General features: G+C 52.1%; 19 protein-coding genes. 12 read left to right on the top strand and 7 right to left on the bottom strand.

The genetic code is table 11. The annotated features are described in order from the left end of the window. Nucleotides 1–51: 51 nt before the first annotated feature. From FAZ14_RS09870 to katG, 3 genes are all read right to left on the bottom strand, one after another. On the bottom strand, nucleotides 52–1,380 hold the full coding sequence (locus FAZ14_RS09870; RefSeq protein ID WP_019844721.1) for an ABC transporter ATP-binding protein: 1,329 nt from the start codon (nucleotides 1,378–1,380) through the stop codon (nucleotides 52–54). 7 nt (nucleotides 1,381–1,387) lie between these two features. Continuing rightward, complete coding sequence (locus FAZ14_RS09875) at nucleotides 1,388–3,142, bottom strand: ABC transporter permease (protein WP_038926003.1); 1,755 nt, start codon at nucleotides 3,140–3,142, stop codon at nucleotides 1,388–1,390. A 684-nt stretch (nucleotides 3,143–3,826) separates the two neighbouring features. Beyond that, the gene (gene katG / locus FAZ14_RS09880) at nucleotides 3,827–6,028 is read right to left on the bottom strand and encodes a catalase/peroxidase HPI (protein ID WP_153508464.1); all 2,202 of its coding nucleotides are present in this window, start codon (nucleotides 6,026–6,028) and stop codon (nucleotides 3,827–3,829) included. Between the two features lie 529 nt (nucleotides 6,029–6,557). On the opposite strand from katG, the gene ftsI reads away from it, so the two are divergent. The 10 genes from ftsI (at nucleotide 6,558) to FAZ14_RS09930 (ending at nucleotide 16,643) form a co-directional block, all read left to right on the top strand. Continuing rightward, nucleotides 6,558–8,258, top strand: coding sequence for a peptidoglycan glycosyltransferase FtsI (gene ftsI / locus FAZ14_RS09885; protein WP_029456655.1), 1,701 nt, complete (start codon nucleotides 6,558–6,560; stop codon nucleotides 8,256–8,258). A gap of 248 nt (nucleotides 8,259–8,506) precedes the next feature. Further along, nucleotides 8,507–9,304, top strand: a complete 798-nt coding sequence (locus FAZ14_RS09890; RefSeq protein WP_080646394.1) for a class I SAM-dependent methyltransferase — start codon at nucleotides 8,507–8,509, stop codon at nucleotides 9,302–9,304. Between the two features lie 86 nt (nucleotides 9,305–9,390). Then, on the top strand, nucleotides 9,391–10,965 hold the full coding sequence (gene nikA, locus FAZ14_RS09895; protein WP_153508465.1) for a nickel ABC transporter substrate-binding protein: 1,575 nt from the start codon (nucleotides 9,391–9,393) through the stop codon (nucleotides 10,963–10,965). Between the two features lie 83 nt (nucleotides 10,966–11,048). Further along, complete coding sequence (opp1B, locus tag FAZ14_RS09900) at nucleotides 11,049–11,984, top strand: nickel/cobalt ABC transporter permease (RefSeq protein WP_153508466.1); 936 nt, start codon at nucleotides 11,049–11,051, stop codon at nucleotides 11,982–11,984. Beyond that, on the top strand, nucleotides 11,981–12,838 hold the full coding sequence (gene opp1C, locus FAZ14_RS09905; protein ID WP_153508467.1) for a nickel/cobalt ABC transporter permease: 858 nt from the start codon (nucleotides 11,981–11,983) through the stop codon (nucleotides 12,836–12,838). Before opp1B ends, opp1C begins: the two co-directional genes overlap by 4 nt. After that, nucleotides 12,835–13,647 (top strand): ATP-binding cassette domain-containing protein, encoded by an 813-nt coding sequence (locus FAZ14_RS09910; protein ID WP_016943807.1) that lies wholly within the window; start codon nucleotides 12,835–12,837, stop codon nucleotides 13,645–13,647. Before opp1C ends, FAZ14_RS09910 begins: the two co-directional genes overlap by 4 nt. Before the next feature lie 3 nt (nucleotides 13,648–13,650). Further along, on the top strand, nucleotides 13,651–14,412 hold the full coding sequence (locus tag FAZ14_RS09915; protein WP_016943806.1) for an ABC transporter ATP-binding protein: 762 nt from the start codon (nucleotides 13,651–13,653) through the stop codon (nucleotides 14,410–14,412). Between the two features lie 94 nt (nucleotides 14,413–14,506). After that, nucleotides 14,507–14,986, top strand: coding sequence for a MarR family transcriptional regulator (locus FAZ14_RS09920; protein WP_016943805.1), 480 nt, complete (start codon nucleotides 14,507–14,509; stop codon nucleotides 14,984–14,986). A 125-nt stretch (nucleotides 14,987–15,111) separates the two neighbouring features. Next, nucleotides 15,112–16,011 carry a helix-turn-helix domain-containing protein gene (locus FAZ14_RS09925; protein WP_016943804.1) on the top strand — a complete coding sequence of 300 codons (900 nt, stop codon included), beginning with the start codon at nucleotides 15,112–15,114 and terminating at the stop codon, nucleotides 16,009–16,011. Nucleotides 16,012–16,157: 146 nt separating this feature from the next. Beyond that, a complete protein-coding gene (locus tag FAZ14_RS09930; protein ID WP_016943803.1) occupies nucleotides 16,158–16,643 on the top strand; it encodes a YjjA family protein in 486 nt (161 codons plus the stop codon). A gap of 120 nt (nucleotides 16,644–16,763) precedes the next feature. Here FAZ14_RS09930 and FAZ14_RS09935 read toward each other — a convergent pair whose 3' ends face one another. After that, nucleotides 16,764–17,354 carry a flavin reductase family protein gene (locus tag FAZ14_RS09935; protein WP_029456652.1) on the bottom strand — a complete coding sequence of 197 codons (591 nt, stop codon included), beginning with the start codon at nucleotides 17,352–17,354 and terminating at the stop codon, nucleotides 16,764–16,766. A 343-nt stretch (nucleotides 17,355–17,697) separates the two neighbouring features. On the opposite strand from FAZ14_RS09935, the gene FAZ14_RS09940 reads away from it, so the two are divergent. Both FAZ14_RS09940 and FAZ14_RS09945 read left to right on the top strand, forming a co-directional pair. Continuing rightward, nucleotides 17,698–18,030 carry a TehB family protein gene (locus FAZ14_RS09940; protein ID WP_019844735.1) on the top strand — a complete coding sequence of 111 codons (333 nt, stop codon included), beginning with the start codon at nucleotides 17,698–17,700 and terminating at the stop codon, nucleotides 18,028–18,030. A gap of 10 nt (nucleotides 18,031–18,040) precedes the next feature. Next, nucleotides 18,041–18,379 (top strand): DUF1869 domain-containing protein, encoded by a 339-nt coding sequence (locus tag FAZ14_RS09945; protein WP_029456651.1) that lies wholly within the window; start codon nucleotides 18,041–18,043, stop codon nucleotides 18,377–18,379. A 166-nt stretch (nucleotides 18,380–18,545) separates the two neighbouring features. Here FAZ14_RS09945 and FAZ14_RS09950 read toward each other — a convergent pair whose 3' ends face one another. The 3 genes from FAZ14_RS09950 to FAZ14_RS09960 all read right to left on the bottom strand — a co-directional run bounded on the left by FAZ14_RS09950 (nucleotide 18,546) and on the right by FAZ14_RS09960 (nucleotide 20,093). Further along, complete coding sequence (locus FAZ14_RS09950; protein WP_016943800.1) at nucleotides 18,546–18,911, bottom strand: hypothetical protein; 366 nt, start codon at nucleotides 18,909–18,911, stop codon at nucleotides 18,546–18,548. Between the two features lie 20 nt (nucleotides 18,912–18,931). Then, nucleotides 18,932–19,459: a LysE family translocator gene (locus FAZ14_RS09955; RefSeq protein ID WP_016943799.1), complete on the bottom strand. Its 528-nt coding sequence runs from the start codon at nucleotides 19,457–19,459 to the stop codon at nucleotides 18,932–18,934. 211 nt (nucleotides 19,460–19,670) lie between these two features. Continuing rightward, nucleotides 19,671–20,093, bottom strand: coding sequence for a DUF2000 domain-containing protein (locus FAZ14_RS09960; RefSeq protein WP_016943798.1), 423 nt, complete (start codon nucleotides 20,091–20,093; stop codon nucleotides 19,671–19,673). Nucleotides 20,094–20,445: the final 352 nt, after the last annotated feature.

Below are 20,445 nucleotides of genomic sequence, written 5' to 3' on the forward strand. Positions count from 1 at the left end.
CTCATGAACAAGGCCTTTTTCTGTGTCGATCACACCACGATGAGTCTGTGATTACGACGGATTTTCCAGGCTGAACTGGTCGTGGATGTCGTCGTAAGCGAACAGTTCCGCATAACGTCCCCACTGTGTGACGGCATTCAGCGTTTGTGCTGCGTCGATTTCCGACATGAAATCCTCCAGCTCGTCACGGAAGCGACGCGCCGGGGCGGTACGCGACGAACGTTCGTCCAGTACCCGCCGGATGTGCGCGACCAGCGGCACATAATTGAGCAAATGCTGGGCGAACAGCTGTTTACGTTCGTCCACACTGGCATTGGCGTACCGGGCGGCGGCAGGCAACAGCCGAATATCGCCCCCTTGCAGTTCGGCAAAGCGCAGCAGTTGCAAAATTTCCCCTACCGGGAACAGCTCGTCAGCCGTGTACTGCAAAGCGTTAGCCAGTTCAGGCAAGTCTGCCTTGCCCGCATAAGGCGCGGCGTGTACGGCTTCAATCAGGCCTGCCAGCGAGTTGGTAGAGACCAACGGCAACACCATACCCAACCCTGAACCGGGGAAAATCCCCTGACGTGCGGTACCCGCGCTGTTATCCGTTGTCATTTTAACGTAAATGTCTTCAACCAGCGCGCGAAACGCCGGATCCTGACGGTTACGCGGTTGCGGCAGATCGACACGGATTTCACACGCGACCCGACCGGGGTTGATGGAAAACAGCACGATACGATCGCACATTAACACCGCTTCTTCGATGTTATGCGTCACCATCAGGATGGATTTGATCGGCATTCTGCCTTCGCCCCACAGATCCAGCAGGTCGGTGCGCAGGGTTTCAGCGGTCAGCACATCCAGCGCGGAAAACGGCTCGTCCATCAACAGGATGTCTGGGTCCACCACCAGCGCACGCGCCAGTCCGACGCGTTGACGCATCCCGCCGGAAAGCTCTTTGGGGTAGGCGTTTTCAAAGCCATCAAGACCGATCAGGTCAATGGCGGCCAGTGCCCGTTTGCGACGTTGCTCCACCGGTACGTTTTGCGCTTCCAGTCCCACTTCGACATTCTGTTGCACCGTCAGCCAGGGAAACAGGGCGAAGCTCTGGAAAACCATGCTGACAGTCGTCGGCCTGCCGTCCGGCCCCGGTGGGAAATCCACCTGACCGGCGCTGGGTGTCAGCAGGCCCGCTATCGAACGCAGCAAGGTCGATTTGCCGGAACCGGAGCGGCCGAGTAATCCGACGATTTCGTTGTCGTACAACGTCAGGTTTACGTCATCCAGCACCAGTCGTTCGGCGCTGCCGGATTTGCCATACAGATGCCGGACGTGTTGTACATTCACCAGACAGTTCTGCTGATGAGCCAGATTGATGGGCTGAAGAATAGTCATCATGTTCTCCTTAACCGAGGCGCAGGCGGCGTTCGGCGAATTGGTACAAGGGACGCCACAGCAGGCGGTTAAACGCGATCACGAATACCGACATCACCGCGATGCCCAGCGCGACCTGATGAAAATCGGCGGCGGTGGTCGCGTTGGCGATATAAGCGCCAAGGCCGGTAGCTTCCAGATGTTGTTTCCCCCAGGAAATGGATTCGGACACGATACTGGCGTTCCAGGAGCCGCCGGAGGCAGTGAGCGCGCCTGTCACGTAGTAGGGGAAAATGCCCGGCAGCGCGACCTGACGCCACCACTGCCAGCGTCGGATACCGTAAATACGCGCAGCTTCCAGCAGGTCGGTCGGCAACGCTGCTGTGCCTGCGATGACGTTAAACAGGATGTACCACTGGGTACCCAGCACCATCAGCGGCGACAGCCAGATATCTGGATTGAGGTTAAAACCCGCAATCAGGATGACGGCGAACGGGAACAACACGTTGGCCGGAAACGCCGCCAGAAACTGCGCCAGTGGTTGCAGACGTTCCGCCACACTGGGTTGCAGGCCAATCCACACACCGATTGGTACCCAAATAACACTGGCCAGCGCAATCAACACCACCACACGAGCGAGTGTTGCCAACCCCATGCCAAACACGGCAATCACATCAGCCATACCGAGCGAGGCACCGATGTATTGCACCAGCTGTACCACGCCTGCCACTACGCCGATAATGACCAGCGCCAGCCACAAGCGGTCGGTGATTTTGTTGTAGCGAGGGCTGGGCGTATGGCGTAAAAACCGTGGTACCGACGGCCAGCGCAATGCTGCCAGTGTGTAAAACGGCCAGCTCAGCACGTTGATGATCGCCGTCGAGATGTGAGTCCGGCGAACAAGGTCGTATACCCAGGAACGCGGTCTTTTCTGCGACGCGGTTTGTTCGAAACGGAATTTATCCGCCCAGGCCACCACCGGCCGGAACAGCAGTTGATCGTAAAGCACGATCACCACCGTCATGGCGACCACCGCCCAGGCGATAGCCGTCAGGTTTTCCTGAGCGATAGCCAGCGCCAGCCAGGAGCCGATCCCCGGCAGGCTGACGGTGGTGTTGCCGACGGTAATGGCTTCTGAGGCCACCACGAAGAACCAGCCGCCGGACATTGACATCATCATGTTCCAGACCAGTCCGGGGATAGCGAATGGCAGCTCCAGCCGGATAAATCGCCGCCAGGGTGAAAAGCCGAATTGCTGGCTGACTTCACTCAGATCGGCCGGCAGGGTGCGTAACGACTGGAAAAAACTAAACGCCATGTTCCACGCCTGGCTGGTGAAAATCGCGAAAATCGCGGCACATTCCACCCCCATCTGGCGGCCGGGGAACAGCCCCATAAAAAAGGTGACAGTGAAGGTTAAAAAACCCAGTACCGGCACCGATTGCAGAATATCCAGCGCTGGGATGATCACCATTTCGGCTTTACGGCTTTTGGCCGCCAGCGTGGCGATAACCAGTGTGAACAGTAACGACACCGCCAGTGCCACGAACATGCGCAACGTGGTGCGTAGCGCATATTCCGGCAGCAGGGCGATATCCAGCCTGACCGGGCTGGCATCGAGGATAGACAGCGGCAGGCTCATTTGCTCCATGCCGTATACCACCAGCGCAACAACCAGCGCCAGCAGGGTAAAAAATAGGATATCGGCCCGATAGGACGGTGCCGCGCGCTGTCTGGTGAGCAGCGCACGGTTGTCCGTCATGATGTCCTGGAGTGGATGGCGCATGATTTTCCTCCCGGTAAGTCAGGCAGTAGCCGGAACGGGGTTCCGGAGCTATTTGCCAAATCTATTAGCCAAAATAAGAGCCTATCCCATTAGGGCTATTTCACTTGCCATTTTGGCCCTGGGCAGTGCTCGAACTCCTCACGTATTACGTGTACGCTGCGGGTTCTCCGCGCAGTCCGAGTCCAAACTGGCTACGCCAATAACGCCTACTGGGATAGGCTCGGATACCGGCATTGTCAGTGTGCTCTGAGCAATACGACGATGGTGCGGCGTTATTCTTTAATGCGTGGCAGGAAAATAAAATAATCGAGACAGAGCGTCCACGATTAAAAAGTATAGGTCATGTATACCAAAGTATACTTGTGAAAAAGGGAGGCGTTTTCTGCGCGGGAATTTAATTTTTTATATTAAAAATCAATCGATTAATTTTGTTTATTTTATGTTCTATATTTGTATTTAATAATCGCTGCGGATATTTTTTATCACCTGATGGATAAATAGATCCAGCAGCATATTTATTTTTTACTTACTGTGAATCTTTTATGAATATTTGGCGGGATATAAATCGAAGAAAACAGGATAACAGCATTCTGGCACCCGAAGAGAAAACTGCAACGTGAAGTATGAAGGGTATACGTTAGCGGGAAATACCCCGGCGTGAAACACGCCGGGGTAGGGTGATGATTACGCCAGATCGAAACGGTCGAGGTTCATCACTTTGGTCCAGGCGGCGATGAAGTCGTGGACAAACTTCGCCTGTGCGTCTGCACTGCCATAGACTTCTGCCAGCGCGCGTAACTGCGAGTGTGAACCGAAGACCAGGTCGACACGGGTGCCGGTCCATTTCAGGTCACCGCTGACACGGTCACGCCCTTCAAACACACCTTCTTCTGCTGCGGTGGCTTTCCAGACGGTGCCCATATCCAGCAGGTTAACGAAGAAGTCATTAGTCAGTACGCCGGGTTTGGCGGTGAACACGCCATGTGATGCCTGAGCGACATTCGCGCCCAGTACACGCAGCCCGCCTACCAGCACCGTCATCTCCGGTGCGCTCAGGGTCAGTAACTGCGCTTTATCCACCAGCAGCGCTTCAGCCGCCACGCTGTAATGGCCTTTCAGGTAGTTACGGAAACCATCGGCAATCGGTTCCAGTACGGCGAATGACTCAACGTCGGTTTGCTCTTGAGAGGCATCCATCCGGCCGGGGGTGAACGGTACGGTTACCGCATGACCAGCGGCTTTCGCTGCCTGTTCCACCCCAGCGGCACCCGCCAGCACGATCAGGTCGGCCAGTGAAATCCGCTTGTTGTCGGACTGCGCGTGGTTGAACTCGTTCTGGATGCTTTCCAGCGTGCCCAGCACTTTCGCCAGTTGTTCCGGCTGATTGACTGCCCAGTCTTTCTGCGGGGCAAGACGAATGCGCGCGCCGTTGGCACCACCACGCTTGTCAGACCCACGGAAGCTGGAAGCCGATGCCCAGGCGGTGGAGACCAACTGGGAAACCGTCAGGCCGGAAGCCAGGACTTTTGCCTTCAGGTTAGCGATATCCTGTTCGCTGACCAGCGTGTGGTTAACGACCGGGATCGGGTCTTGCCACACCAGCTCTTCAGCCGGGACTTCCGGGCCGAGGTAGCGAGCGCGTGGCCCCATATCACGGTGCGTCAGTTTGAACCAGGCACGAGCGAAGGCATCAGCGAACTGATCCGGGTTTTCATAAAAGCGGCGGGAGATCTTTTCATACGCCGGGTCGACGCGCAGCGACAGGTCGGTCGTCAGCATGCTCGGAACATGACGTTTGGATGGGTCGTGTGCGTCCGGCACTTCACCGGCACCCGCACCACCTTTCGGCCGCCACTGGTGGGCACCTGCCGGGCTTTTGGTCAGTTCCCACTCGTAACCGAACAGGTTCTGGAAGAAATAATTGCTCCATTGGGTGGGGGTTTGTGTCCAGGTCACTTCCAGCCCACTGGAGATGGTGTCGCCGCCTTTGCCGCTGCCAAACGAGCTCTTCCAGCCCAGGCCTTGCTCTTCGATACCAGCGGCTTCCGGTTCCGGGCCAACTTGCGCGGCATCGCCTGCGCCGTGGGTTTTCCCGAAGGTGTGACCCCCTGCGATCAGTGCGACGGTTTCTTCATCATTCATCGCCATACGGCTGAAGGTTTCGCGGATGTCTTTCGCTGCGGCCAGCGGGTCTGGGTTGCCATTGGGGCCTTCCGGGTTGACGTAAATCAGCCCCATTTGTACCGCCGCCAGCGGGTTTTCTAAATCCCGTTCGCCGGAGTAACGTTTGTCACCACCCAGCCAGGTGGTTTCCGAACCCCAGTACACATCTTCTTCCGGTTCCCACACATCAGCGCGGCCACCGGCAAAACCGAAGGTTTTGAATCCCATCGATTCCAGTGCGACGTTGCCGGTGAGGATCATCAGGTCAGCCCATGAAATTTTCTGACCGTACTTCTGTTTAATCGGCCACAGCAGACGACGCGCTTTATCAAGGTTGACGTTATCCGGCCAGCTATTGAGCGGCGCGAAACGTTGCTGACCGGCACCGGCTCCGCCACGACCATCGCCAGTGCGGTAAGTCCCGGCACTGTGCCAGGCCATACGGACAAACAGGGGGCCGTAGTGACCGAAGTCGGCAGGCCACCACTCCTGTGAGTCAGTCATCAGGGCATGCAGGTCTTTTTTGACGGCGTCCAGATCAAGGCTGTTAAAGGCTTCGGCATAGTTGAAGTTTTTATCCAGCGGGTCAGACAGGGAAGAGTGTTGGTGCAGAATGTTCAGATTCAGTTGATTGGGCCACCAGGCGCGGTTATCGGTGCCGCTACCGCTGGCGGTAACCGGCGTACCTTGATGATGGAACGGGCATTTGCTTTCGGTTGTCATGCGTTCTCTACCTTATGCTATGTGTCCCCATTAACCCGGCCTGCACAGATTGCCGGGCAGTGAGCGGTGGACAAGAAATTGCTCATGGTGCTTGCCGTGGGTGTTGCGTCAATATTTAACGCAGTATATTGAATTTCATGAGTGAGTTAATCGCTCTCTACTGTGTGCTTAGCGTCCGCTGGCTGAAATTCACTATTCATCTTAGTCGCCGCTTGCTCAGAGATGAAATCGAATTACATGAATATTGTGATAGATGGTGGCTATTTAACTGTGAAAATTAATAAGTAAAATGATTGTTAAATAAGTGAGGGAGATGGACAGTGTTGACTGCTTTTTCGTCACAGGGTGTTTTCATCTGTGTCTTTCATTTCAATGATTAATGAATTACGTGAGGATGTTTCCTGCTTCTGTTCCGCCTATTGATGTCATTTATAGTGCCGCCACAGGATAAATTAGTATTGTCATCGGGTGCGTTTCGCCGCGGTGTACCGCATTGCGAGACGCATCCTCTGTTCAGTTGGCGTGGTGTATGCTCAAAAAACGTTCTGTCAGTGTGGCGGCGGCGACCTATTTTCAGGGGCGCTTTGTTTTACTGTGTGTTGGTATCTGTGTTTGTCTGGTGTTGCTGGTAGCGCGTGTCGGGTATTTGCAGGTGGTGACCAGCCTGCAACTGGAAAAAGAAGCCAATCAGCGTTCGTTACGTGAACTGGTGATGCAACCGTTGCGTGGCAGCATTACCGACCGTAACGGTCATCCGCTGGCGGTCAGCGTGTCGTCGAATGACGTGGTGGCTGACCCTATCCATGTGCTGGAGAGTGATCCGTCGCTTGCCAGCGCGCAGTGGAGTGCACTATCCACCGCCTTATCGCTGCCGCTTGGTACCATCAAAGAGAAGATTCAGGAAAATGCGCACCGCCATTTTCTTTATATCGGACGTCAGGTTGAATCCAGTATCGCTGACTATATCCACCAGTTGCATATTAGCGGTATTTCCACCCCGGCGGACGCCAGCCGCTATTACCCAATGAGTGACGCGGTATCCAACCTGATTGGCATTGTGGGGGTGGACGGGCAAGGGCTGGACGGTATTGAGCGGAGTTTCAACAAGTTGTTGCAGGGTAAACCGGGGTTACGGGTTTACCGTAAAGATCGCTACGGCAATGTGGTGAGCCTGATGGCTGACGATCCAGCGCAGCAGGCACCGACGCTGACCCTGAGCATCGACAGTTATCTGCAATTCGTTCTCTATTCACATCTGCGTGACGGTGTGCAGCTGAACAAGGCGGATTCCGGCGCGGCGGTGTTGATTGACATTAACACCGGCGAAATTCTCGGTATGGCCAGCTATCCGTCCTATAACCCCAACAATTACGAAGGCGAGCCGCAAAAGAACATGCGAAATGTGGCGATTTCGGACAGCTTTGAACCCGGCTCCACCGTTAAACCGCTGGTGGTGATGGCTGGGCTGCAGCGCCATTTGATCCGGCCTGATTCGGTTATCGACACCACGCCTTACCCGGTGAATGGTCATTTGATTAAAGACGTCGGGCACTGGAGCCGACTGACCATTACCGGCATCCTGCAAAAATCCAGCGACATTGGGGTGTCTCATATTGCGCTGGCGATGCCGGCAAACGTGCTGGTCGATCTCTACCATCGTTTTGGGCTGGGCGTTGCCAGCGGTTTAGGCATTGAAGGGGAAACCAGCGGCTATTTCCCGCTGCATCGCGAGCGGTGGTCTGACATTGAGCGTGCAACCTTTGCGTTCGGGTACGGGTTACGCGTCACGCCACTACAGATTGCGCGTGAGTACGCCACTATCGGCTCATTCGGCATTTACCGCCCGGTTTCCATCACTAAAGTGACGCCGCCGGTGCTCGGCACCCGGGTTATCGATGATGATGTGGCAAGAACCGTGGTGCACATGATGGAGAGCGACGCCTTGCCCGGCGGGAGTGGGGTGACGGCCGCGGTGCCGGGCTATCGTCTGGCGATTAAAACCGGTACGGCAGAGAAAATGGGGTCAGACGGCAAATACGACGGTGGTTATGTCAACTACACCGCCGGGGTGGCACCCGCCAGCAACCCGCGTGTGGCACTGGTGGTGATGATCAACCACCCCGATGCGGGTAAACATTTCGGCGGCTCAGTCGCCGGCCCTGTCTTTGGGCAAATAATGGGGGAGGTGTTGCGCCATATGGATATCCCACCAGACGCGCTCACCCAATAATCCGTAACTGTGATGAACATCGCGCCGACAGGAAATTAACCTGTCTGGCGCGTTATTGCTTTCATGATCTACCTCAATGAAGTGTGATATTTTTATAAAAGTTCATACGCAGTGCGGGTATCTATTTTCTTCACGGTGTACTATCTCCTCGCGGTCTATTATTCCTTGATGGTGAATTCCCCGCACAGTTCTTTTATGGGTGTTAATTTGTCGTAATTTTTTAATTTGTCGAATAGGGGTGACCTGTTGTGACGCAATTAATAACACATGACATCGTCATGGATGATATCGCCAGTGATGATTTACTTAATGATGTAAAACATTATTGGAACAATAGAGCACAAGGATATAACGACGTTAACGTCGCTGAATTGGCATGCGCTAAACGTCACTTATGGCAGTCGATAATTTTACGTCATGCGCCGAAAAAAACGGTATTAAATATACTGGATGTGGGCACCGGTCCGGGGTTTTTTGCCGTCACACTGGCGATGGCGGGGCATAACGTTAGCGCTGTGGATGTGACACCCGCCATGCTGGCGCAGGCCCGGAACAATGCCGCACACTATGGCGTTGATATCCGGTTTACTGCCACGGATGTCCATACCTTGCCGTTTCCCGATGATCACTTCGACCTGCTGGTTACCCGCAATGTGACCTGGAATTTGGAACACCCGCAGCAAGCCTATCAAGAGTGGCATCGGGTATTGGCACCCGGCGGACGGTTAATTAACTTTGATGCTAACTGGTACGCCCATCTTTTCAATGATGAGGCGCGTGAAGGCTATTTGCGTGACCGGCACAATGCCTGTCGATTAAAAATTGATGATCATTATGCGAATACCGATACTGTTGCGATGGAAAATATCGCCAGAGCATTGCCGTTAAGCCGGGAAATACGTCCGCAGTGGGATCGTCGTGCCCTGTCAGTCTGTGGTTTTCAGCAGGTGATTACCGATGAAAATATTGCTGAAAATCTATGGGACGACGAGGAAAAAATTAATTACGCTTCTACGCCGATGTTTATGATCGTTGCAGAAAAATAAACGACTATTGTCGTCATGTTTTTCATTGCAGATTTTTCGTTGCGGATGTGTCGACGTTGTTTTTCATTATTTCAGGGTAACATGTCATGGCTAGGGTACGCCCCATCACACTGGCAGCGCTGGTACTGTGTTTGCTGTTCGGCGCGTTTTCTGTTGCTGCCGATATGCGCGACAATCAGTTGGTTTATGCCAGTACCAAAGATATTCGTGATATCAATCCTCATCTTTATGCGGGCGAAATGGCCGCTCAGAATATGGTGTTTGAGTCGCTGGTCATCAATACGCCTGAGGGGGTTAAACCCTGGCTGGCGGAAAGCTGGACGATATCACCCGACGGCAAACAGTATGTTTTCACGTTACGCCACGGCGTGCGGTTTAGCGATGGTGAGCCGTTCACGGCGGATGCGGTTAAACGCAATATCGACGCGGTGTTAGACAACTATCAACGCCATGCCTGGCTTGAGTTGGTACAGCAGATTGATAAGGTCACGGTGCTGGATAGCTACCGTGTCGAGATAACACTCAAACACCCCTATTACCCGACGTTAATCGAACTGGGTTTAACCCGGCCTTTCCGTTTTGTGTCACCGAAAGTGTTTATCAACGGTAAAACCAAAGAGGGCATCAGCGGGTATGCCGGCACCGGCCCCTGGGTGCTGGCGGAGCATAAACCTAATCAGTATGCGCGCTTTGTCGTCAATCCCGATTACTGGGGTCGCCGACCGCATCTCGACAGCGTGCTGTGGCGGGTGATGCCTGACCAACAGTCGATGCTGATGGCGTTGCAAAAAGAGAGCGTCCAGCTCATTTTCGGGGCGGACGGCGACATGCTGGATATGGATAGCTTTGCCGCACTTGAGGCGTCGGGGAAGTATCGGACGTTGATAAGCCCACCGGTTGCCTCCCGCGCACTGGTGCTCAATAGCGGTCGCCCTATCACCGGCGATAAAGCGGTGCGCCAGGCGCTGCAATACGCGATTGATAAAACGGCTATTGCCAGTGGTGTCATGGGTAACACCGAAAGTGTCGCCGATACCTTACTGTCGCGCCGTGTACCGTATTGTGACATTGATTTGCCGGTTTACCGGTTTAATGCACAGCAGGCGAGTGCCTTGCTGGACGCCGCTGGCTGGCATTTGACGGCAGGAAAAACGGTGCGGGAAAAAGACGGCAAAGCGTTGGTGTTGATGCTGTCGTATAACCGCAACAACGCGGCGGAGCGAGAAATTGCTGAGTTGATTCAGGGTGATTTTAAGAACGTCGGCGTGCAACTGACTATTCTGGGCGAAGAAAAACAGGCGTTTTTGGACCGCCAGAAATCCGGTGATTTTGACCTGCAATACTCGCTGTCGTGGGGAACGCCTTATGACCCGGCATCGTATATCTCCTCGTTCCGCATCCCCGCACATGCGGATTATCAGGCGCAGAAGGGGTTACGTCGCAAGGCCGAGATCGACACCTTGATTGGCGATATTTTACTGACGCCGGATGAAAAGCAGCGTCAGGCACGCTACACGCAGTTATTCACCCTGCTGACGGAGGAAGCGGTGTACATCCCGTTGACGTATTCGAGGACGAAAGCGATTTATGCACCGACGCTGAAAGGGGTGTCATTTAATGCCTCACAGTATGAGATCCCTTTCGAGAACATGTCGTTCTGAATACCGGGCGATCATGCTGATGGTGCTGCAACGGGGATGGCATCGGCTATGACATCAGGGCGTGGAAGAGGAAAACGACGCGGATGCGTGCTTATTTCATCAAACGATTACTCATGATGGTGCCGCTGGCTGCGGTCATCTCGTTTCTGGCTTTCTCGTTGCTGAATTTGGTGCCCTCCGACCCGGCAGAGGTTGCCCTGCGTGTTAATGAGATAGTCCCGACCGATGAAGCGATACGGCTGGTGCGCCATGAGCTGGGGCTGGATAGGCCATTCCTCCAGCGTTATGTGTGGTGGCTCTGGCGGGCGCTGCACCTGGATTTCGGCACGTCATTTATCACCAGAAAGCCAGTCTGGTATGAGTTTATGCAAGCGCTGCCCGCGACCTTACATCTGGCGTCGGTCACGCTGGTGCTGATCGTGACGTTGTCGCTGAGCTTAGGCATCACCTGTGCGATAACCGAACATTCCGGGTGGGATAAGGTCGTGCGTAGTCTGGTGTTTTTAACCGTTTCTATCCCCAATTACTGGCTTGGCCTGTTGCTGATGTGGGGGCTGGCGGTCAGGCTGAACCTGTTCCCGGTTGGCGGTATGCAGGAAACGCATTCCGTGATCCTCCCCGCCTGTACCCTGATGTTGGGGTATATCGGTACTTATATCCGCCTTATCCGGGGCAGTATGCTCGGCAATCTGCGGCAAAATTACGTGTTGTACGCCAGAGCAAGGGGGTTGCCTGAACCGCTGATTATCACTAAGCATGTGCTGGTGAATTCCCTGCATGCGTCACTGGTGGCGATAGGCATGAGTATTCCCAAACTGATTGCCGGTACGGTGGTGATAGAAAATATTTTTGCCTGGCCCGGTGTCGGTCGTCTGTGTCTATCCGCCATTTTTAACCGTGATTATCCGATCATTCAGGCCTACATGTTGCTGATGGCGCTGCTGTTTCTGGTAGGGAATTTTTTGACCGATGTGATGCAGGTCAGGCTTGACCCACGCATGAAGGCGGCCCGGGAATGAGACGGCCCGGTATCGCTGCGAGAATCAGGCAGGACAAGCTGGCGTTGTGCTGTAGCCTGTTGTTGCTGATGGTCTGTCTGGCCGGTGTGTTTGCCCCTGCGATTGCGCCGCATGACCCGACGTTGATATCGATAAAAGACAAATATCAGGGCGTCAGCCTGCTGTATCCGCTCGGTACGGATAACCTGGGGCGGTGTGTTTTTTCACGCCTGGTGTTTGGCGTCAGAACCACGGTGTTTTATAGCATCGCCGCTATGGTATTGACTGTACTGACCGGCGGAATCATCGGGGTGATCGCCGGTTATTTCAAAGGCCGCCTTGATAGCGGTGTGATGCGCCTGTGCGATGCCATGCTCGCGTTTCCCAGCGAGGTGATGATTTTTGCCATCGTCGGCATTCTTGGGCCGGGCATGCCAAATATTCTGTTGGCGGTGGTACTGGCGAAATGGGCCTGGTATGCACGGATGATCCGCGGTATGACGCTCAGGCACAGCAGCAAAAATTATATCAACTACGTGCGTGTTATTGCCGCTCCCTCAACGTACATCATGCGACGGCATTTGTTGCCCGCCGCTGCCGCTGACAGCGTTATCCTGGCGTCAGCGGATATCGGCAGTGTGATCCTGATGATTTCCGCGCTCTCTTTCCTGGGGTTAGGGGCTCAGCCACCGTTACCGGAATGGGGAAATATGCTGAGCGAAGCGAAAAATGTCATGTTGACCCATCCCACACAGATGTTGCCTGCCGGTATCGCCATTGCCGTGGTGGTAGCAGCTTGCCATGTGGTTGGCGACTTCTTGCATGACGCACTGGAGCCTGCCGGTTACGTCCACCGGGAGACGTCGCCATCATGACGCAACCGGTATTACTCGATGTCAATCGACTGTCGGTGGCTGACAAGCGCACCGGTAACCTGCTGGTGCAGGATGTGACGCTGGCGCTCCATCGTGGTTGCTGTACGGCGATAGTAGGCGAGAGTGGCAGCGGGAAAACCCTGCTGTGCAAGAGCCTGCTTGGCTTGTTGCCACCCTGGTTGCACGCCAGCGGTGAAACGATGTTCAACGGGTGCGACATGCAACACCTCTCACCCAAAGCATGGCTTTCGCTGCGTGGTCGGCAGATTGCGCTCATCATGCAAGACGCCCCCAGCGCGTTTGACCCGCTATATACCGTGGGCAACCATCTGGACGAAACGCTCAGGCAACATACGTCATTACCGCGTGCGCAGCGTCGTGCCCGCGCCCGGCACATGCTGGAGAGTGTGGGGTTACGGGAGGGGGACAGCGTGCTGGCCGCTTACCCCCATCAGCTTTCCGGTGGCATGTTGCAACGGGTGATGATTGCCATCGCGTTGGCGCTGCAACCAGCGTTAATCATTGCCGATGAGCCGACGGCATCGCTCGACAGTATTACGCAATTCGATATCGTTCAGCAGTTTATCGGGCTGCAAACACGCACACAGAGCGCGATGCTGTTTGTTTCCCATGACCTGGCGTTAGTCAGGGCGCTGGCACAGTTTGTGGTGGTGATGAAAGACGGTCGGGTGGTGGAGCAGGGCGAGACCGAACAGGTCTTTACCTGCCCCGAGCAGGACTATACACGGACGTTGATTGATACCCGCAGGCGGTTGAGTCAGGCGTTTCACCGGATTATGGGGACATAGCGTATGTTGCTGGAGGTCCGGCAGGTTGAAAAAAGTTATTGGCAAACGCACGGTCACTTTTTCCGTAAACGAGAGCATAAAGTGATAAAGCCGCTGTCGTTCTCGCTTGAGCCGGGCGAATGTCTCGGTATCGTCGGTGAAAGCGGCGGCGGGAAAAGTACGCTGGCACGCCTGATTTGCGGGCTGGAGCAGCCGGATCGGGGACGTGTGTTGCTGGCGGGCGAGCCGGTTTCTTGTGCCCAAAACAGGAAGCACCGTATCAGCGCGGTGTTTCAGGATTACACCTCGTCGATTAACCCGCTGATGACGGTGTATCAGGCGTTATCCGAACCGTTGCGGCTACAGGAAACCCTCCATCGTGCCGAACAGGATCACCGAATCACCGAATTGCTGGCATTAGCCGGGTTAGCGCCGTCGTTACGCGAGCGCTATATCCATGAGCTGTCGGGCGGTCAGATCCAGCGCGTGTGCATTTGCCGCGCGGTGGCAACCCAGCCTCAGTTATTGGTGCTGGATGAGGCGATCAGCGCGCTGGATGTCTCTTCTCAGGTACAGATTCTGGATTTGCTCATCGCGTTGCAAAAACGCATTAATCTTGCCTGCCTGTTCATTACGCATGATATTCAGGCGGCGGCGTATCTGTGCCATCGCGTGATGTTTTTCCGTGAGGGGGAAATGGTTGAAAGCTGCGCGGTTAATGCATTGCCCAACGTTTCCCACCCTTATGCGCAACGCTTGTTGCAGTCGGTCATGACCTTTCGTTAACGCCTCATCCCCTCCTTTATTGCTGCGAAAATGTCACCAGGCACGAATCGCCGTTGACATTTCATTGACCAGGCATTAATTTCTTAATCAATTAATGCCTGGTCAATTTTACGATATCATGAACAGTAACCACGACGACGCGCTTTGCCCGATAGGTTTGCTTATCCACCTGTCGAATCAGTTTAAAGATCACCTGCTCAATGAGTATTTTGCTGATGGTGATATCACCGCTCCACAGTTCAAAGTCTTGATCAGTATCTATAAAGGGTTGACCAGCCCGATAGAGGTGAGCAAAAACGTGATGATGGACGGCGGCGCGCTGAGCCGCATGATTGAGCGGATGGCGAAGCGGGAGTTGCTCATTCGTCAGTCTCACCCCAGTGATAAACGGCAGGTGATTCTGGCGTTGACGGAAAAAGGGCGGGAAATCTGCCAGCAGTTTGAACAGGAAGGGATGCAGGTTTTGCCGGCGAAGATCACTGCTCGCCTGACGCCTGAGGAAACGGAACAACTGAGACGGCTGCTAACCAAGATGCTGCCGGATGATGTGGTGGCGCGCTACTTGCCTTACTGACGTTCTTCTCTTCGGTATGTTGTGTTCGCCCACGCCGCGGTTATACGGCGGGGGGGGACGCAGATGCCGGCATGTTATCGGTAGGGTTGAGTGTATTTCTGGTAGTCAGTAAGGAGGATTTTGCAATGATGTTATCAACGATGCCATCGATGGTGAGATTTACTACTGAGCTGGTTGGCTGGATAGAAAACCATCTTGAAAGCCCACTGATGATCAATGACGTCACCGCGAAATCGGGTTATAGCAAATGGCATTTGCAGCGGTTGTTTAAGAAGGAAACCGGCGTTTCTCTGGGAAGCTATATTCGCAACCGGCGTTTGAGTAAGGCGGCGGTTGAGCTAAAGCTCACCAGCCAAACCGTTCAGGATGTGGCGTTACGTTATTGCTTTGACTCCCAGCAGTCGTTTACCCGCACCTTCAAAAAACGTTTTGGTATGTCTCCAGGCCATTACCGCAGAACCTCATTCTGGGATTTCTCCAATCTGCAACCGTCATTAGGCGCGGGTGTTGACTGGCTGCCGATCCCCGAACTGGTTAATTTACCGGCCAGACCGACGGCCACCTTTTCGTTTGAACATTCGCAAAATGTTGATGACTTCCTCGCGGGGAATGACATTTCGCACCGGGTCCACTGGTGGGAGCAGGCAAGCCAGCAATATGATGGCGACGAGGTAGTCATTTATTCCTTTTCGACCGTGATCCCGGATGAAAACCGGGTTAATCGCCATGTACGCGTGGCGCATCACATGAGTGCAGTCGAGCCGCATGAACGCCTGCTTGCTGATGATGTGGACAGTCAGGCGTCAACATCAAGTGACCGTTATTTACGCTTCGCCTTTTCCGGTGACGAGCAGGAATACAAATCGTTTTTGAAAGCGATTTACCACCACATCTTACCCGGCCAGGACTATACCCATGTCAATGGTGGCGTACTGGAGATCATTCGGTGCAGGAAAGATGAAAACGGCAAAATAGATACCGGGTATTTTGAAGTGGAATATTACGCGCCGTTTGACAGGAAATAAGTCTGGCTCATCGGGCTGATGGCGTATTAGCTCAGTTACTGCACCATGATGATGACGCGTTCTGTTTCAGTTTTATCGGATGGTGGCTTGCCACAGCGCAGGTATACTCATTGCAGTTTTCGATAACAAAGAAGAGCAAGCGTGTTATGACAGTAATCAAACGTGCAGTGAACATGGCGGGTATTGCCGCCCTGATGGCAGTTTCTGGTTATGTTCAGGCGGCCAGCTGGCAAGATTCCCTTTCCAGCGCGGCCAGCCAGTTAAGCCAGCATAATGCTTCGGATGGTAATGCCAGCGGGCTTGGTAGCCTGCTCAGTAGTGATGCGCGCTCGCTGAGTGCTGGCAGCATGCATAATGCGGCGGGCATCCTGCAATACTGCATAAAACAGAAACTGGTTGCGGCCACGAACACCGAAAATATCAAAAATCAGTTGATGAGTAAGCTGGGGCTGGCTTCTCAACCGGAACAGAAGAAACCTGCGGATTACCTGCAAGGGGTATCGGGTTTGTTAAAGACCGGTGAGGGGAAACAGGTCGATCTGAATGCGATTGGCAACAGCCCACTCGCGGAAAAGGTCAAAACCAAGGCGTGCGATATCGTGTTAAAACAAGGCGTGAAATTCATTTCCTGATGAATATGCCCGCCGCTGTGTGAGAGGCACCGCTCTCCTATAAACGCCGTTGCAGGACAAACGCGGTACGGTCATTGTCCTGCAACTCGGATTATTTAGAGGATAACGGGAGCGTGGCAATTAATGCCCGTATTTAAAATTAAAGCCTAATGCGTCGCCGGTGGTATCGTATTCACGGAAGTTGTAGATCAGCGGCTTCCATTTTGATGAATCGACAACATCATGTTGACCTAAGAGGTGGTTTTCAACCCACACGGTCAGAATATCAAGCTCTGCGAGTATAAAACGTCCTTTATCCGTTGTGCTGACGGTTTTACATTCCGCCTGAATCGGACATTCAACCACGCGTGGTGGTGCGACGCGGGTGGATGTTTCCGTATGAAGTCCGGTCTGGGCAAATTTATCATGACAGACCTGAACGCCCCATTTTATCTGGCTTTCAGACAGTGTTTCTCCCCCTGTCAGTTTGCCGAGCGCTTCCACTTTCTCCCACAGATTATAGTCAGGAATATTGATGACCACATCAGAGCCTGACAGCAAGTTACTGTGAGTTTTACTCCCTTTACTAATGCCTATAATAATCTTGTCCCCCAGAGAAATGGCTGACGAGGCTGGGGAAATATTGGTATTCCCATTTTTGCTATCTATTGTGGTGACGAGAAATACCGGGAATCCATAATAAAATGAATTTAATTTTACGTTCTTCTTCATTGTGGCGATGCCTATTGCTAACGGAACTCTATCGCCCATTTCTACTCTCCTTATATTCATTTAACAATAACTACAATTGAGTATTTATGGGGTAGTCTATTGGGTGTCAGACCTATTGATATCAGGCTATTAAATGAGGTTTATTAATTTTAAGTGATTGTTTTTTATCGTTAAATTTTATGTCTTTTTTATTTTATCTGATTGATTTATAACGTTTTTATTTAATTCATTCAATTTTGCGTAAAAAATAATCCACAAATTAAAAAAAAGAGGTATATGATATGCAACATATGGTTTTATCTTCCCGTCATTTCAATCTTATCGGGGAAAGAGAGGCTGAACTATGCAACGAATCGTTATACCCGCTCATTATATTCATACACGAACCACACCATTTTGGACAAAAGAAACTGCCCCCGCGTCTATTTGGCAACGTCATCTGGATGCCGGAACCCGACAGGGGGTTTACCCACGTTTATGCGTCATGCAGGGGACTATCCGCTATTACGGTTATGCGGACGAAACCAGTCCGGACCCGGTTGATACGCTGACGATTGAGGCCGGGCAGTTTGGTGTCTTCCCGCCAGAAACGTGGCACCGTATAGAAGCGTTATCCGATGACACGTTATTTAACGTCGATTTTTATGTTGATCCTAAAATTTTAATCGAAGGGTAAGGGAGTTATCGTGGATATCGAGAATAAAGGTTATTCCTTGGCGTTATCAGGCCGTGAACACCATCAAAGAGAAGAACGGGTGTTTCTGAAACCGATGGCGTTGTATGTGCCGGATGTCGCCGCCCAGGCGGTGACGGATTTGATCAGTGCGCTGTCGGGAAAAATGGGTGATGACAGCGACGTCGTGCTGAGTGTGACCAACAACAATAATGGCGTGTCCGTTGATAAAGACTTCGCCACCCTGGTAGCGTTAAAGGACCCGGCGATCGCGGCAGATGCCGTCAAAGAACTGATTAACATCGTAAGAGGCTACGAATCCGACGAGGAGACGAACGTGTGCGGCTGGTGAGGCTCTTGCAACACGTTTAAGACGCCTGTGAGCGAATACCCCCATTACCAGAGACTATCTCCTCAACAGGCCATCTCTGATGCAGATGCCCGCGCGGCGGTTGCCTGAACATCCCAGGGACCCGGTGTTATCGGAGTCCCTGCACCGGCTGAATTGACCCACTCTGCTATTCCTTCACGGCAAATTTTTTATAACGCCAGAATATAATGCATGCTCGAAGGGTAAAGAAACCGACAGCACCGCCGGAAGACACTGCTAATAATAAAATCAGCGGCATGCTAAGAGCATGGTCGGCCGCCATTGCCTGACGATAACCGATATAGTAGCGAAGAGGGAAGTAGACCAAAAAAATGATAATAACAGACCAGGTTCCCGGTACGGTAATGGTACCGACTTTACGTCCAGGATGATAAGTCTGAGGTGAGAATATCCGATTTTCCGCCATACCCCCGATAATACAACCAGCAAGCCACATCAAACCTGCAATAATAATATTGCCTTGTTGTAATAACGAAATAATCGAGACAATCATAAATCCGCTGGGGATAATGATCAGGAGTTTAATGATGACATCTTTTTAAAGCAAAAACTTATGCAATAAAGCAGGGAGGAGACTAAAAGTATAATTACCCATGCTGGCATATCCGTTACAATTCCTAACATAATAACTCCATTTAAAATGTTTTGATAGAAGGCGATGGTTTTAGGATTCCCAAGTGTAATGGTCAATCCTGAAAACCAGGCAGATACTAATTCTCGTTTTGTTGCTCTTTTGGCAATGTTTATTGCCTGAGACTGGTAGCACCAAAATTGCCATGCCAGCATACATAAATAGAGTGAAGCGGCCCAATTAATCAGTGTGAAAAGGGATGTGTAAGTGTGAGCTATCACCGCCAGACCGAACACCGCAATAGATAAATAAATCAAATCTCCGAGAATTAATCCGGCCAGCATCGTAAAACCGGTTACAACACCACCACTTACGCTACGGGCGACTAATGCAGTCATACCTGGTCCTGGGATTGCGGCAGCTAAACCGAGCGCAGCAATGTAAGATATGATTTGAGCAGTTCCTAACATGATTATTCCTGTCGAAATTAAATACGGGAAAGAAGATTATTTAAACTCGTTGTCCATAGATATTTTGGTGTGAGCAACAACGGCCCTTGCAAAGACCAGATCCTGAACGGCAAGCCCAACGGGCTTAAATAAGGTTTTTTGCAGCTTACATGCTATCGGGGGAACTTCTGACGTGAGAAATTGAGGCCGCATTTTAATAATTGACGGTAAATTATTTGTAGAGTGGGAGATTTCCTGTCATTTTTGTTATTTTCTTTTTGGGGCCAATGAGTCCAATTGCTACCAGTTCGATATTTCCACTATTGACTGAAGATATTCTTTCTCCATACTCATCATATGTCTTGCATGACTGTGCCAATGCACTGAATGGCATAATATAAATGTCATTGTCATTTTCTGCATTAGTCTGTATTTCATGAAGATACTCACCTGATGACAGCAGAACAGGAAGTGGGCTGTAAATAACACCTGGATAATTGACGTTGTCAAGACTTTGCATATCAGGACCAACAAGGTTTTCAATCATACGTCCAAAACTGATTCCAATGACGCTTGCTGCATTCATAGCAAGACCCGCTGGCAGATCTTTATCAATAATAATCGTACAGCGATGTTGGCTGGCATCAAATTTCATCTTTTATCCTCAATGATGTAGAAAATATTTCAATGAATACTGGGGAGGTCATTTAATACAGATAGCAAACCACTATTTAGTGTAAAATCACTGGGCAGCTCAATATCAACAACCTTCCAGTCTGCAATATTAATAGCTTCCAGGGATGACCAGCTCCATGGATTCCTGAATGTAAACATGACTATATGCATCAACATATGATTCAGCGGTTCCCTTATGCTGTTTGTAATAATTTATCGAATAAGCACATATATTATGCAGCAGCTAAATGGAAAATTGTTACCTATATTATTTACTTGTTCGTGATTTTTAGGTAAATATTACCCTCTGATGCTTAAAAAAAGAAAGGAGT

The sequence above is a fragment of the Dickeya oryzae genome (assembly GCF_009372235.1).
Taxonomy (GTDB): Bacteria; Pseudomonadota; Gammaproteobacteria; order Enterobacterales; family Enterobacteriaceae; genus Dickeya; species Dickeya oryzae.

Excerpts from the sequence above, each read along its gene's own strand:
- FAZ14_RS09950 (WP_016943800.1), bottom strand. The coding sequence starts at position 18,911 with ATGATTGTCTCGATTATTTCGTTATTACAACAAGGCAATATTATTATT.
- ftsI (WP_029456655.1), top strand. The coding sequence starts at position 6,558 with ATGCTCAAAAAACGTTCTGTCAGTGTGGCGGCGGCGACCTATTTTCAG.
- opp1C (WP_153508467.1), top strand. The coding sequence starts at position 11,981 with ATGAGACGGCCCGGTATCGCTGCGAGAATCAGGCAGGACAAGCTGGCG.
- nikA (WP_153508465.1), top strand. The coding sequence starts at position 9,391 with ATGGCTAGGGTACGCCCCATCACACTGGCAGCGCTGGTACTGTGTTTG.
- FAZ14_RS09875 (WP_038926003.1), bottom strand. The coding sequence starts at position 3,142 with ATGCGCCATCCACTCCAGGACATCATGACGGACAACCGTGCGCTGCTC.
- FAZ14_RS09955 (WP_016943799.1), bottom strand. The coding sequence starts at position 19,459 with ATGTTAGGAACTGCTCAAATCATATCTTACATTGCTGCGCTCGGTTTA.
- FAZ14_RS09910 (WP_016943807.1), top strand. The coding sequence starts at position 12,835 with ATGACGCAACCGGTATTACTCGATGTCAATCGACTGTCGGTGGCTGAC.
- FAZ14_RS09925 (WP_016943804.1), top strand. The coding sequence starts at position 15,112 with ATGATGTTATCAACGATGCCATCGATGGTGAGATTTACTACTGAGCTG.
- FAZ14_RS09915 (WP_016943806.1), top strand. The coding sequence starts at position 13,651 with ATGTTGCTGGAGGTCCGGCAGGTTGAAAAAAGTTATTGGCAAACGCAC.
- FAZ14_RS09870 (WP_019844721.1), bottom strand. The coding sequence starts at position 1,380 with ATGATGACTATTCTTCAGCCCATCAATCTGGCTCATCAGCAGAACTGT.
- FAZ14_RS09940 (WP_019844735.1), top strand. The coding sequence starts at position 17,698 with ATGCAACGAATCGTTATACCCGCTCATTATATTCATACACGAACCACA.
- FAZ14_RS09960 (WP_016943798.1), bottom strand. The coding sequence starts at position 20,093 with ATGAAATTTGATGCCAGCCAACATCGCTGTACGATTATTATTGATAAA.
- opp1B (WP_153508466.1), top strand. The coding sequence starts at position 11,049 with ATGCGTGCTTATTTCATCAAACGATTACTCATGATGGTGCCGCTGGCT.
- FAZ14_RS09935 (WP_029456652.1), bottom strand. The coding sequence starts at position 17,354 with ATGAAGAAGAACGTAAAATTAAATTCATTTTATTATGGATTCCCGGTA.
- FAZ14_RS09930 (WP_016943803.1), top strand. The coding sequence starts at position 16,158 with ATGACAGTAATCAAACGTGCAGTGAACATGGCGGGTATTGCCGCCCTG.
- FAZ14_RS09920 (WP_016943805.1), top strand. The coding sequence starts at position 14,507 with ATGCCTGGTCAATTTTACGATATCATGAACAGTAACCACGACGACGCG.
- katG (WP_153508464.1), bottom strand. The coding sequence starts at position 6,028 with ATGACAACCGAAAGCAAATGCCCGTTCCATCATCAAGGTACGCCGGTT.